The following is a 13,230-nucleotide window of genomic DNA, read 5'->3' on the forward strand; positions in this document are numbered from 1 at the left end:
CGTCAGCCGTTGCGCGGGCCGGGGAAGGCCGTGGGACGGGCCTCGTCGCGGAGCACCGGGCTGCCCGCGGTCGGCTGGGTCGGCATGGAGCGGGCCGCCGGCACCGTCGGCAGTCCCGCGCTCGCGTTGAGCGTGCGGGTGCCGGCCGGTTCCGTCGCCCGGTCGGCCTCGGCAGCCGCCTGGGCCGCGGCGCGACGGGCGCCGTAGCGGCGGTGCACGGCCTGCTTGGTGACCCCGAGCGCGGAGCCCACCGCGTCCCACGAGAAGCCCAGTGAACGGTCGAAGTCCACGGCGGCCGTCACCAGCGTCTCGACACTGTCCCGCAGCTCCTGGGCGAGGCGCACGGTCGGGGCGGGGGCCCGGCCGTAGACGACGAAGCCCGTGGAGGGGCCGGAGCGGCGCGGGCGGTAGACGTTGCCTAGCTGGGCGGTGAGCGTGCGCAGCGCGTCCACCTGCCGGCGGACCCGCTCGATGTCCCGCACCAGCAAGTGCAGGCTGGCCCGGGCCTGGGCGTCGTGGGTTGCATGGTCGGCCATGAACAAGCCTCTCGAACCGGCGTTGAAAGGAACCGGGCCGCCGAAGGGGCCCGATGTGGTCAACTCTGTCTTGACCAACGCGCTGACGCTCCGCTGGTCACGGGCTGGGGGCGCGCGGGCATCCGCGTACGCCGCTCACCCGCCCGCGCGCCGCCCGTGGTCATAGACTGGTGCGCTGCCCGTCCGACCCCCGCCCGAGAGGCCCGATCCCGCCCATGAAGCTCGTCTTCGCCGGTACCCCCGCGGTCGCCGTTCCCGCCCTGGACGCTCTGCTCGCCTCCGGGCGACACGAGGTGGCCGCCGTCGTCACGCGGCCGGACGCGCCGGCCGGACGCGGACGCAGGCTGGTCGCGTCGCCCGTGGCCGAGCGGGCGGAGGAGGCCGGGATCGAGGTGCTCAAGCCCCTCAAGCCCCGCGACCCGGAATTCCTGGAGCGGCTGAGGGAGATCGCGCCGGACTGCTGCCCGGTCGTCGCCTACGGCGCCCTGCTGCCGAAGGTCGCCCTGGACATCCCGGCCCACGGCTGGGTGAACCTGCACTTCTCGCTGCTGCCCGCCTGGCGCGGGGCGGCGCCGGTGCAGCACGCCGTCATGGCGGGCGACGAGATCACCGGGGCCTCCACCTTCCTCATCGAGGAGGGACTCGACTCCGGGCCCGTCTACGGCACCGTGACCGAGGAGATCCGCCCCACCGACACCAGCGGTGACCTGCTCACCCGGCTCGCCTTCGCGGGCGCCGGGCTGCTGGCCGCGACCATGGACGGCGTCGAGGACGGCTCCCTGAAGGCCGTACCGCAGCCCGCCGAGGGCATCACCGTCGCGCCGAAGATCACCGTCGAGGACGCCCAGGTGGACTGGGCGGCGCCGGCGCTGCGTGTCGACCGGGTCGTGCGCGGCTGCACCCCGGCGCCCGGCGCCTGGACCACCTTCCGGGGCGAGCGGCTCAAGCTCGTCCACGTCACGCCCGTGCCCGAGCGGACGGACCTCGCGCCGGGCCGGCTCGCGGCGGGCAAGAACAGCGTGCACGTGGGCACCGGTTCGTACGCCGTCGAGCTGCTGTGGGTGCAGGCCCAGGGCAAGAAGCCGATGCGGGCGGCCGACTGGGCGCGCGGGACGCGCATCGCGGAGGGCGAGACGCTCGGCGGCTGACGCCCGGACGACGGCGGCGGCGACACGCCGACGTAGGCTGGGACCCGCATCCCCTTCATCACATCCGGAGCACCTTTTTCGTGAGCGAGCAGTCCCGGCGGCCCCGTGGGCCCGCCAAACCCTACCGCCGTCCCCAGAAGGACCCCGTCCGCATCCTGGCCTTCGAGGCGCTGCGCGCGGTGGACGAGCGGGACGCGTACGCCAACCTCGTGCTGCCCCCGCTGCTGAGGAAGGCGCGCGACAAGGGCGACTTCGACGCCCGGGACGCCGCCCTGGCCACCGAGCTGGTGTACGGCACACTGCGCCGGCAGGGCACGTACGACGCCGTCATCGCCGCCTGCGTCGACCGGCCGCTGCGCGAGGTCGACCCGCCGGTGCTCGACGTCCTCAGCCTGGGCGCGCACCAACTGCTCGGCACGCGGATCCCGACGCACGCCGCGGTCTCCGCCTCCGTGGAACTGGCCCGGGTGGTGCTCGGGGACGGGCGCGCCAAGTTCGTCAACGCCGTGCTCCGCAAGATCGCACAGGACGACCTCCAGGGGTGGATCGAGAAGGTCGCGCCGCCGTACGACGACGATCCCGAGGACCACCTCGCCGTCGTGCACTCGCACCCCCGCTGGGTCGTCTCCGCGCTGTGGGACTCCCTCGGCGGCGGCCGGGCCGGCATCGAGGAGCTGCTGGCCGCCGACAACGAGCGGCCCGAGGTGACGCTCGTCGCGCGCCCCGGGCGCGCGACCACCGGGGAACTGCTGCGGGAGGACGCCGCCGAACCCGGACGCTGGTCCCCGTACGCCGTGCGACTCGCCGAGGGCGGCGAGCCGGGCGCGGTCGAGGCCGTGCGCGAGGGGCGGGCCGGCGTGCAGGACGAGGGCAGCCAGCTGGTCGCCCTCGCACTGGCCAACGCCCCGCTCGACGGATCCGACGCGCGGTGGCTCGACGGATGTGCCGGGCCCGGCGGCAAGGCCGCGCTGCTGGCCGCGCTCGCCGCCGAGCGCGGGGCCACGCTGCTCGCCTCGGAGAAGCAGCCGCACCGGGCGGGTCTCGTGGCCCGGGCGCTGCACGGCAACCCCGGGCCCTACCAGGTCCTCACCGCCGACGGCACCCGGCCGCCGTGGCGGCTGGGCTCCTTCGACCGGGTGCTGGTGGACGTGCCGTGCACCGGGCTGGGCGCGCTGCGCCGGCGCCCGGAGGCCCGCTGGCGCCGGCGCCCCGAGGACCTGGACAGCTTCGCGCCGCTCCAGCGCGGGCTGCTGCGTACGGCGCTCGACTCGGTCCGCGTCGGCGGCGTCGTCGGCTACGCCACCTGTTCCCCGCACCTCGCGGAGACCCGGGCGGTCGTGGCCGACGTCCTCAAGCAACGGCCGGAGACCGAGCTGATCGACGCCCGGCCGCTGCTGCCCGACCTCCCCTCGCTCGGCGAGGGACCTGACGTGCAGCTCTGGCCGCATCTGCACGGCACCGACGCGATGTACCTGGCCCTGATCCGGCGCACCGGCTGATCCGGCGCACCCGCGGACTCCGCCTGCCGACCGAACCCGTCCACCTGCCGGTCCGCCCTACCGGCCGGCGGTGCCGCTGCGTCCGGTGATGTCCACAGGCAGTCACATATCGTCGTACCAGTACGATGAGCGAACCTGCCTGTGGACAGTGGGGAACATCAGTGCCCCGGGCATGGCAGGCTTGGGGCATGGCCGTGCAGATCAATCCCAGCATTCTTTCCGCCGACTTCGCCCGCCTCGCGGAGGAGGCCAAGGCGGTGCAAGGCGCCGACTGGCTCCATGTCGACGTCATGGACAACCACTTCGTCCCGAATCTGACGCTCGGTGTGCCGGTCGTGGAGTCCCTGGCCCGTGCGACGGACACCCCGCTGGACTGCCACCTGATGATCGAGGACCCCGACCGCTGGGCGCCTCGGTACGTCGAGGCGGGCGCCTCCTCGGTCACCTTCCACGTGGAGGCCGCCGCCGCCCCCGTGCGGCTCGCCCGGGAGATCCGGGCCAAGGGCGCCCGCGCGTCCATGGCGCTCAAGCCCGCCACGCCGATCGAGCCGTACGAGGACCTGCTCCCGGAACTCGACATGCTCCTGATCATGACGGTCGAGCCCGGCTTCGGCGGCCAGTCGTTCCTCGACATCATGCTGCCGAAGATCCGCCGCACCCGTGAGCTGATCGGCAAGCACGGTCTGGAGCTGTGGCTCCAGGTCGACGGCGGGGTCTCGGCCGCCACGATCGAGCGGTGCGCGGACGCGGGAGCGGACGTGTTCGTCGCCGGCTCCGCCGTCTACGGGGCCGAGGACCCGGCAGCGGCCGTACAGGCCCTGCGCACGCAGGCGGAGACGGCCACCGCCCCTGCGTCCTGGGCATGCGACCACTGAGCCACAGCGAAGTGAACGCTTGAATGAACGGCGCCCATCAGGGCGGATCAGCAGCGCCGGATCTGCAAGGATGAACGGCGAATCCAGAGTGTGAACAGCAGTGAGGAGATCGCCGTGTCGGGTATGTCGGCGGGCCGGTCAGCCATGCGGATGGGACCCGCTGAGCTGGTGCAGGCGGCGGCCATGGCCCGCCGCTTCTACCTCGAGGGCAAGTCCAAGATCCAGATCGCGGAGGAGTTCGGCGTCAGCCGCTTCAAGGTGGCCCGGGTCCTGGAGACGGCTCTCGAACGGGATCTCGTGCGCATCGAGATCCGGGTGCCGGCCGAACTGGACGCCGAGCGCTCCGACGCGCTCCGCGCCCGCTACGGCCTCAGGCACGCCGTCGTGGTCGAGTCCCCGGCCGACGCCGAGGAGACGCCCGACCCGGAGAACCTCGGGGAGGTGGCCGCCGACCTGCTCGGCGAACTCGTCAACGAGGGGGACGTGCTCGGTCTGGCGTGGGGCCGGTCCACCATCAACATGGCCGCCGCGCTCGACCGGCTGCCGCCGTGCACGGTGGTGCAGCTAACGGGCGTGTACGACGCCGGGACCGCCGAGCGCGGTTCGGTGGAGGCTGTCCGCCGGGCCGCCCAGGTGTCGGGCGGTGACGCGCACCCCATCTACGCGCCGATGCTGCTGCCGGACGCGGCCACCGCGGTGGCGCTGCGCCACCAGACGGGGATCGCGCGGGCCTTCGAGTACTTCGACAAGGTCACGGTCGCCTGCGTCTCCATCGGCTCGTGGGAGCCGGGCATCTCGACCGTGCACGACATGCTCAGCGACGAGGAGCGCGCGCACTACGCCTCGCTCGGTGTCGCCGCCGAGATGTCCGCGCACCTCTTCGACGCCGACGGGCGCCGGATCGGGCGGGATCTGGGGGAGCGGTGCATCACGGTCAAGGCCGACCAGTTGCGCCGCGTCCCGGAGGTCGTGGCGATCGCGGGCGGGCAGCGCAAGGCGGCGGCGATCGACGCGGTGCTCCGCTCCGGGCTGGTCACCAGCCTGGTGACGGACACGTCCGCCGCCGACTACCTGATGACCGCGGGACCCACGCCGAAGTCCGCACTGAACCGTGCCGACCCCGACGGGCACTGACGGCGGGCCCCGGCAGCGGGTCGCCGTCCCGACGCGGCGGGACGGCGGCGGCCTCGCCGGCACGCTGCCGCGGCTCGTCCCCCGTGCGCCGACGGGGCTGCTCGTCGCGCTGACGGGACTGCTCGTCTGCCTCTCGGTGCTGCTGACGGGCTGCGCGCCCCCCGAGGACGCCACGACGGCTCCGTCGGCACCGGGGGCGTCCGCCCCGGCCTGGGCCGCGGGCATGGCCACGGTCCGCGAGTCCCGGCTGCCCGCCGAGGCCCGCCGGACCCTCGCCCTCATCGACCGGGGCGGCCCCTTCCCGTACGCCAGGGACGGAGTCGTCTTCGGGAACGTCGAGGGGCGGCTGCCGCGGCAGCGGCGCGGTCACTACCACGAGTACACCGTGCGCACGCCCGGCTCGCGCGACCGCGGGGCCCGGCGCGTCGTCACCGGGCAGGACGGGGAGACGTACTACACCGATGATCACTACAAGTCGTTCCGGGCGGTGCTGAGATGACGGAAGACCTGCGCGGCCGGTACCGGGTCACCCTGGACCTGGACGGCGTCACGGACAAGGCGGGCCTGATGGACCGCGTCGCCCGGGCCCTGGACCTGCCCGACTGGTTCGGCCGGAACTGGGACGCGCTGGCCGACTCCCTCGCCGACGCCGGCGTGTGGCCCGAGGCCGCTGTCGATCAGGGCCTGCTGATCGTCGTACGGGGCTGGCGGCCGTACGCCGAGTCGGATCCGGACGCGTGGCGGACCGCGCTGGACGTGTTCGCCGACGCGGCCGACGAGGCGCCCGCGCTCACCGTCGTGCTCGCGCTTGGAGGATCCTCCTAGGCTGCCGCGGCCGGCCTGGACGTTCTGTGAGGGCAGCACAGGGGTGGCGTCATGGGAGAATGAAGTACGTGCTCTTTCCCCCTGGCACACCTGTCCGGGGGCCACCTCTGATCGACTGGGATGTGCAGCACGTGCGTTTCCTCAATGACATCCAGCCCGCGTACGACCTGACGTACGACGACGTGTTCATGGTGCCGAGCCGCTCCGCGGTGGGCTCGCGTCAGGGTGTGGACCTCGCTTCGCCGGACGGCACGGGCACCACCATCCCGCTCGTCGTCGCCAACATGACCGCCATAGCCGGCCGCCGCATGGCCGAGACGATCGCCCGCCGGGGCGGCCTGGTGGTCATCCCGCAGGACATCCCCATCGACGTCGTCACCGAGGTCGTCTCCTGGGTGAAGAGCCGCCACCTGGTGCTCGACACCCCGATCGTGCTGGCCCCGCACCAGACCGTCGCCGACGCCCTGTCGCTGCTGTCCAAGCGCGCGCACAACGCCGGTGTCGTCGTGGACGAGAACCACCGGCCCGTCGGTGTCGTCACCGACACGGACCTGTCCGGCGTCGACCGCTTCACCCAGCTCGAAGTGGTCATGTCCAAGGACCTGCTGCTCCTCGACGCGGACATCGACCCGCGGGAGGCCTTCAACCGGCTGGACGCGGCCAACCGCCGCTACGCCCCGGCCGTGGACGCCGACGGCAGGCTCGCCGGCATCCTCACCCGCAAGGGCGCCCTGCGCGCCACCCTGTACACCCCCGCCGTGGACGCGAACGGCAGGCTGCGGATCGCCGCCGCCGTCGGCATCAACGGCGATGTGGCGGGCAAGGCCAAGCAACTGCTCGACGCGGGCGTGGACACGCTCGTCATCGACACCGCGCACGGCCACCAGGAGTCGATGATCAGCGCCGTCCAGGTGGTGCGCGCGCTCGACCCGCGGGTGCCGATCGTCGCCGGCAACATCGTCTCCGCCGAGGGTGTCAAGGACCTGATCGACGCGGGCGCGGACATCATCAAGGTCGGTGTCGGCCCCGGCGCCATGTGCACCACCCGCATGATGACCGGCGTGGGCCGGCCGCAGTTCTCCGCGGTCCTCGAATGCGCCGCCGAGGCGAAGAAGTACGGCAAGCACGTCTGGGCCGACGGCGGTGTCCGCCACCCGCGCGACGTCGCGATGGCACTCGCGGCCGGCGCGTCCAACGTGATGGTCGGCTCATGGTTCGCCGGTACCTACGAGTCCCCGGGCGACCTCCAGCAGGACGCCGACGGCCGCCTGTACAAGGAGTCGTTCGGCATGGCCTCCGCGCGCGCGGTGCTCAACCGCACGTCCGAGGAGTCGGCGTACGACCGGGCCCGCAAGGCGCTGTTCGAGGAGGGCATCTCCACCTCCCGCATGTTCCTCGACCCGGCCCGCCCGGGCGTCGAGGACCTGATCGACTCGATCATCGCGGGCGTCCGCTCCTCCTGCACCTACGCCGGCGCCGCCTCCCTGGACGAGTTCGCCGAGAAGGCCATCATCGGCATCCAGAGCGCGGCCGGCTACACCGAGGGCAAGCCGCTGCACGCAAGCTGGAACTGACCCCGCCTCCGTCCCGACGGCCCCCCTTGTTCCCGCGCCCGGGAGGAACGGGGGCCGTCGGCGTTCCGTCGGCACGGACGGCGGGCGCCCTCGCTGGAGACCCTGGTGGCGCCGCGCGGGGTGCGCGGGCGGCGAGCGGGAACGCGCCGGTCCGATGCTCCTCCTCCGGCGAGCGGCCACTTCTCCGGCGAGCGGCCGCGGGCCGTACGGCGGCCGGCCGGACGGGGAAGGCGCTCCGTGAGGGGGCTGTGCAACGCTCGGCAACGCGTGCGCAACGAATGGGCACTCCCGGCCGATAGACGCAATGATCATCCGGAGATGCGCAAGGTTGCTGCATTACGCCCGTGAAGGCCCGCCTCGTAGGGTGCTGCGCTAGACGTGGTGTGGCGGGGGACCCCGCTCGGTCGGTTCCTGCCCGCGCAGGCTCCCACCGGTCCCCACCCACGAGGGCCGGCGATCATGCCGGCCCGCCTCGCAATCCCCGGCAGCGATAAGGAGCCAACCGCGTGCTCGATCAAGGCGCACCCCCGCAGAACCAGAAGCCGGCCGCCCCCGCGTCCCCGGGCGTCGCCGCGCGCCTGATGCGCCGCAAGCCCGTGGAACGCCTGGTCGCAGAGGGCGGCCAGGGTGAGGGAGGCCGGCTGAGGCGCTCCCTCGGCCTGTGGCAGCTGACCATGATCAGCATTGGCGCCACCCTCGGCACCGGCATCTTCGTCGTCCTCGGCGAGGCCGTCCCCAAGGCCGGGCCGGCCGTCATCCTCTCCTTCGTGATCGCCGGTGTCACCGCGCTGTTCTCGGCCCTGTCCTACGCGGAGCTGGCCGGCACCATCCCGGTCTCCGGATCCTCGTACTCGTACGCATACGCAACGATGGGCGAGCTGATCGCCTGGGTGTGCGGCTGGTGTCTGCTCCTGGAGTACGGCGTCTCGGTCGCCGCCGTGGCCGTCGGCTGGGGCGAGTACCTGAACGAGCTGCTGGACGGCACCTTCGGCGTCACCATCCCCGACGCCCTGGCCAACCCGCCCGGCGTCCACGGCGGCGTGTTCAACCTGCCCGCCCTGATCGTCGTGCTCCTCGCGATGACCTTCCTGCTCGGCGGCGCCAAGGAGTCCGCGCGCGCCAACACCGTCATGGTGTGCGTGAAGATCGCCGCGCTGGTGCTGTTCTGCGCGATCGGCCTCATGGGCTTCAAGTCCGGCAACTACTCCCACTTCATGCCGCTCGGCATGGGAGGCGTCAGCGCCGCCGGTGCCACGCTGTTCTTCTCCTACATCGGCTTCGACGCCGCCTCCACCGCCGGCGAGGAGGCCAAGGACGCCCAGCGCGACCTGCCCCGCGCCATCATGCTCTCCCTGGTCATCGTCACGGCCCTGTACGTGCTGGTCGCCGCCGTCGCGATCGGTGCGAAGCCCTGGCGGACCTTCGAGAACTCCGAGGCCGCGCTCGCCCAGATCATGACGGACGTCACCGGCCGGAGCTTCTGGGGCACCCTGCTGGCCTTCTGCGCGGTCATCGCCATCGCCAGCGTCGTCCTGACCGTGCTCTACGGCCAGACCCGCATCCTGTTCGCGATGTCCCGCGACGGCCTGGTGCCGAAGGTCTTCGCCCGGGTCCACCACAAGACCGGGGTGCCGCGCGCCAACACGGTCATCGTGGCCCTCTTCTGCGGCGTCCTCGCCGCGGCCATCCCGCTGGGGCAGCTCGCCGACGCCACCAGCATCGGCACGCTGTTCGCCTTCGCTCTCGTCAACATCGCCGTCGTGGTGCTGCGCCGCACCCGTCCGGAGATGAAGCGCACGTTCCGCGTCCCGCTGTCGTGGGTGCTGCCCGCGCTGGGCTTCATCTGCTGCGTGTGGATGATGGGCAGCCTGTCCACCGTGACCTGGACCGTGTTCGGTGTCTGGATGGCTGTCGGGCTCGTGTTCTACTTCCTGTACGGCTACCGCCGTTCCCGTCTCGCGACCGACGAGGACCTCGCGGTGACGGCAGAGAAGTGACCGGACCGAAGAAGTGAACCACCCCCTGTGCTGAACGATCTCGACGAACGCATCGTGCACGCCCTCGCCGAGGACGCCCGCCGCTCCTACGCGGACATCGGGCAGATGGTCGGCCTGTCGGCCCCCGCCGTGAAACGCCGCGTGGACCGGCTGCGCGCCACCGGAGCCATCACCGGATTCACCGTCCGGGTGGACCCGGCGGCGCTCGGCTGGGAGACCGAGGGGTACATCGAGATCTACTGCCGGAGCAACACCTCTCCGGAGACCATCCAGCGGGGTCTGGAGCGCTACCAGGAGGTCGTGGCCGCGTCGACCGTCACCGGTGACGCGGACGCGATCGCCCAGGTGTTCGCCTCCGACATGCGCCACTTCGAACGCGTGCTGGAGCGGATCGCCGGCGAGCCCTTCGTGGAACGCACCAAGTCGGTGCTGGTGCTGTCGCCGCTGCTGCGACGGTTCTCCTCCGGCGCACCGGGGTGATCCCGGCGCGTCCCGTCCGGCGGCCGGACGGGACGCGGCCTTCCGGCGGCGAGCGGGCGCCCGTGCCCCGCACCACCGACCGGCAGAACCGGCCCGGGCCCGCGCGCTCACGCGCGCGACCCGGGCCGGTACGGTTCCGGCCGCACAGCGCGCGTCCGACGCCCCACGCCTCGCTGAGGCCGCGGCGACGTCCACGCCTCGCGGAGGCCAAGGCGGCGCCCTACGCCTGGAGGCCGCGGTGGGGTCCCGTTCGCCGCCCTGCGGTGGCGCCCCGTCCGTCTCCCCTCGGTGGCTTCCCGGCAGTCTCCCCGCAGCGCGCCTCGCGAGGTTCTTTTCGCAGGTCGTGCCGGGGGTCCGCACGCGCGTTCCGTGGAGGTGCGCAACGAATCGCCGCCCGCCCCGGGCTCGACGCAACGAACCGCGCACCGGCGCGCAACGGCTCCTGCTTGTCCGGCCGAGCGCGCCGACCGTACCGTCTAATCGGCCCCCAAACCCCCCGTACCGGTGAGGAACCCGCATGCGCACCGCCCTGCTCCAAGGCTCCGGCCGCCCCGGTTCGATCGTCGAGAACCTCAAGGTCCTCGACGAGGCCGCGGGCCGGGCCGCCGCCGCGGGCGCGGGGCTGCTGGCCACGCCGGAGATGTTCCTCACCGGGTACGCGATCGGCGACGACATCCCCCGCCTCGCCGAGCCCGCCGACGGCGACTCCGCCGACGCGATCGCGGAGATCGCGACGCGGCACGGCCTGGCCGTCGCCTACGGCTACCCGGAGCGCGACGGCGAAACCGTCTACAACTCGGCGCAGCTCATCTCGGCCGACGGCACCCGGCTCGCGAACTACCGCAAGACCCATCTGTTCGGCTGCTTCGAGCGCGACCACTTCACGCCGGGCGAGCAACACGTCGTCCAGGCCGAGCTGAACGGCCTGACCGTCGGCCTGCTCATCTGCTACGACGTCGAGTTCCCGGAGAACGTCCGCGCCCACGCCCTGGCCGGCACCGACCTCCTCCTCGTCCCGACCGCGCAGATGCACCCGTACCAGTTCGTCGCCGAGTCGATGATCCCGGTGCGCGCCTTCGAGAACCAGATGTACGTCGCGTACGTCAACCGGGTCGGCCTGGAAGGGGAGTTCGAGTTCGTCGGGCTGTCCGTCCTCGCCGGACCCGACGGTGTGGCCCGCGCCCGCGCCGGCCGTGCCGAGCAGCTGGTGCTCGCCGACGCCGACCCCGCCTTCCTGGCCGCCTCCCGCGAGGCCAACCCGTACCTGCAGGACCGCCGCCCCGGTCTGTACGGGTCCCTCGTCTGAGCCGCCGCGCAAGCCTCCCCCCTGTTTCACCACGCGCAAGGAGTCCGTACCCCATGACGTCCACGGTGCCCAACGCCGTCGAGCACACCGACGAGCAGCAGCCGCCGATCACCATGTTCGGCCCGGACTTCCCCTACGCCTACGACGACTTCCTCGCCCATCCGGCGGGCCTCGGCCAGATACCGGCCACCGAGCACGGCACCGAGGTCGCGGTCATCGGCGGCGGCCTGTCCGGCATCATCGCCGCCTACGAGCTGATGAAGATGGGACTCAAGCCCGTCGTCTACGAGGCCGACCAGATCGGCGGCCGGCTCCGCACGGTCGGCTTCGAGGGCTGCGACGACTCGCTGACCGCGGAGATGGGCGCCATGCGCTTCCCGCCGTCCTCCACCGCGCTCCAGCACTACATCGACCTGGTCGGTCTGGAGACCCGCCCCTTCCCCAACCCGCTGGCCGAGACGACCCCCTCGACCGTGGTCGACCTCAAGGGCGAGTCGCACTACGCCGAGACGATCGACGACCTGCCGCAGGTGTACCGGGACGTCGCCGCGGCCTGGGGCAGGTGCCTGGAGAAGGGCGCCGACTTCTCCGACATGAACCGCGCCATGCGCGAGCGGGACGTGCCGCGCATCCGTGAGATCTGGGCGAAGCTGGTCGAGAAGCTCGACAACCAGACGTTCTACGGCTTCCTCTGCGACTCCGACGCCTTCAAGTCCTTCCGGCACCGCGAGATCTTCGGCCAGGTCGGCTTCGGCACCGGCGGCTGGGACACCGACTTCCCGAATTCCATCCTGGAGATCCTGCGCGTCGTCTACACGGAGGCCGACGACCACCACCGCGGCATCGTCGGCGGCTCCCAGCAGCTACCGCTGCGCCTGTGGGAGCGCGAGCCCGAGAAGATCGTCCACTGGCCGTACGGCACCTCGCTGAAGTCCCTGCACGTGGACGGCGAGCCGCGCCCGGCCGTGACCCGGCTGCACCGCACCGCGGGCAACCAGATCACCGTGACGGACGCGAACGGCGACATCCGCACCTACCAGGCGGCCGTCTTCACCGCCCAGTCCTGGATGCTGCTGTCCAAGATCGCCTGTGACGACTCGCTCTTCCCGATCGACCACTGGACCGCGATCGAGCGCACGCACTACATGGAGTCCTCGAAGCTGTTCGTCCCGGTGGACCGGCCGTTCTGGCTGGACAAGGCCGTCGACGACCAGGGGAATCCGACCGGCCGGGACGTCATGTCGATGACGCTCACCGACCGCATGACCCGCGGCACCTACCTGCTGGACGACGGCCCGGACAAGCCCGCCGTGATCTGCCTGTCGTACACCTGGTGCGACGACAGCCTGAAGTGGCTGCCGCTGTCCGCGAACGAGCGGATGGAGGTCATGCTGAAGTCGCTCGGCGAGATCTACCCGAACGTCGACATCCGGAAGCACATCATCGGCAACCCGGTGACCGTCTCCTGGGAGAACGAGCCCTACTTCATGGGTGCGTTCAAGGCCAACCTGCCCGGCCACTACCGCTACCAGCGGCGCCTGTTCACCCACTTCATGCAGGACCGGCTGCCCGAGGACAAGCGGGGCATCTTCCTCGCCGGCGACGACATCTCCTGGACGGCCGGCTGGGCCGAGGGCGCCGTCCAGACCGCGCTGAACGCGGTCTGGGGCGTCATGCGCCACTTCGGCGGCACCACCGACACCACCAACCCGGGCCCGGGTGACGTCTACGACGAGATCGCGCCCGTGGAGCTTCCCGAGGACTGACCGGGAACAGTGACCTGGGCGCGGGCGGCCGGACTCGGACTCCGGCCGCCCGCGCCTTGTCGAACACCTCGGCGGCGACGTCCGTCCCGG

At 72.3% G+C, this 13,230-nt stretch carries 12 protein-coding genes; 11 read left to right on the forward strand and 1 reads right to left on the reverse strand.

The window, feature by feature from the left end; all coding sequences use genetic code 11:
- Nucleotides 1–2: 2 nt before the first annotated feature.
- Nucleotides 3–536: a hypothetical protein gene (locus D9753_RS29570; RefSeq protein WP_121789780.1), complete on the reverse strand. Its 534-nt coding sequence runs from the start codon at nt 534–536 to the stop codon at nt 3–5.
- A gap of 215 nt (nt 537–751) precedes the next feature.
- Between D9753_RS29570 and fmt the strand changes: the two genes are divergently transcribed.
- From fmt to D9753_RS29625, 11 genes are all read left to right on the forward strand, one after another.
- Nucleotides 752–1,684: a methionyl-tRNA formyltransferase gene (gene fmt, locus D9753_RS29575; RefSeq protein ID WP_121789781.1), complete on the forward strand. Its 933-nt coding sequence runs from the start codon at nt 752–754 to the stop codon at nt 1,682–1,684.
- An 80-nt stretch (nt 1,685–1,764) separates the two neighbouring features.
- Nucleotides 1,765–3,183 carry an RsmB/NOP family class I SAM-dependent RNA methyltransferase gene (locus tag D9753_RS29580; protein WP_121789782.1) on the forward strand — a complete coding sequence of 473 codons (1,419 nt, stop codon included), beginning with the start codon at nt 1,765–1,767 and terminating at the stop codon, nt 3,181–3,183.
- A 188-nt stretch (nt 3,184–3,371) separates the two neighbouring features.
- Nucleotides 3,372–4,058 (forward strand): ribulose-phosphate 3-epimerase, encoded by a 687-nt coding sequence (gene rpe / locus D9753_RS29585; protein ID WP_121789783.1) that lies wholly within the window; start codon nt 3,372–3,374, stop codon nt 4,056–4,058.
- Between the two features lie 90 nt (nt 4,059–4,148).
- Nucleotides 4,149–5,192 (forward strand): sugar-binding transcriptional regulator, encoded by a 1,044-nt coding sequence (locus D9753_RS29590; RefSeq protein WP_121789784.1) that lies wholly within the window; start codon nt 4,149–4,151, stop codon nt 5,190–5,192.
- Nucleotides 5,193–5,256: 64 nt separating this feature from the next.
- Nucleotides 5,257–5,691, forward strand: a complete 435-nt coding sequence (locus D9753_RS29595) for a ribonuclease domain-containing protein (protein WP_205614431.1) — start codon at nt 5,257–5,259, stop codon at nt 5,689–5,691.
- Nucleotides 5,688–6,017 (forward strand): barstar family protein, encoded by a 330-nt coding sequence (locus D9753_RS29600; protein WP_121789785.1) that lies wholly within the window; start codon nt 5,688–5,690, stop codon nt 6,015–6,017. The genes D9753_RS29595 and D9753_RS29600 overlap by 4 nt, the downstream gene beginning before the upstream one ends.
- A gap of 131 nt (nt 6,018–6,148) precedes the next feature.
- Complete coding sequence (locus tag D9753_RS29605; RefSeq protein WP_163010824.1) at nt 6,149–7,591, forward strand: GuaB1 family IMP dehydrogenase-related protein; 1,443 nt, start codon at nt 6,149–6,151, stop codon at nt 7,589–7,591.
- 506 nt (nt 7,592–8,097) lie between these two features.
- Complete coding sequence (locus tag D9753_RS29610) at nt 8,098–9,588, forward strand: amino acid permease (RefSeq protein WP_121789787.1); 1,491 nt, start codon at nt 8,098–8,100, stop codon at nt 9,586–9,588.
- Nucleotides 9,589–9,615: 27 nt separating this feature from the next.
- Nucleotides 9,616–10,068, forward strand: coding sequence for an Lrp/AsnC family transcriptional regulator (locus D9753_RS29615; protein WP_121789788.1), 453 nt, complete (start codon nt 9,616–9,618; stop codon nt 10,066–10,068).
- Nucleotides 10,069–10,585: 517 nt separating this feature from the next.
- Entirely contained in the window at nt 10,586–11,374 is a 789-nt protein-coding gene (locus tag D9753_RS29620; protein WP_121789789.1) for a carbon-nitrogen hydrolase family protein, read from the forward strand.
- Between the two features lie 53 nt (nt 11,375–11,427).
- Nucleotides 11,428–13,140 (forward strand): flavin monoamine oxidase family protein, encoded by a 1,713-nt coding sequence (locus D9753_RS29625; RefSeq protein ID WP_121789790.1) that lies wholly within the window; start codon nt 11,428–11,430, stop codon nt 13,138–13,140.
- The last annotated feature ends 90 nt before the right edge of the window (nt 13,141–13,230 follow it).

Source organism: Streptomyces dangxiongensis, assembly GCF_003675325.1.
Lineage (GTDB): Bacteria > Actinomycetota > Actinomycetes > Streptomycetales > Streptomycetaceae > Streptomyces > Streptomyces dangxiongensis.

What these genes read in the sequence shown, in the direction of transcription:
- D9753_RS29570 (WP_121789780.1), bottom strand. Translation starts at nt 536, where the DNA reads ATGGCCGACCATGCAACCCACGACGCCCAGGCCCGGGCCAGCCTGCAC.
- fmt (WP_121789781.1), top strand. Translation starts at nt 752, where the DNA reads ATGAAGCTCGTCTTCGCCGGTACCCCCGCGGTCGCCGTTCCCGCCCTG.
- rpe (WP_121789783.1), top strand. Translation starts at nt 3,372, where the DNA reads ATGGCCGTGCAGATCAATCCCAGCATTCTTTCCGCCGACTTCGCCCGC.
- D9753_RS29600 (WP_121789785.1), top strand. Translation starts at nt 5,688, where the DNA reads ATGACGGAAGACCTGCGCGGCCGGTACCGGGTCACCCTGGACCTGGAC.
- D9753_RS29620 (WP_121789789.1), top strand. Translation starts at nt 10,586, where the DNA reads ATGCGCACCGCCCTGCTCCAAGGCTCCGGCCGCCCCGGTTCGATCGTC.
- D9753_RS29625 (WP_121789790.1), top strand. Translation starts at nt 11,428, where the DNA reads ATGACGTCCACGGTGCCCAACGCCGTCGAGCACACCGACGAGCAGCAG.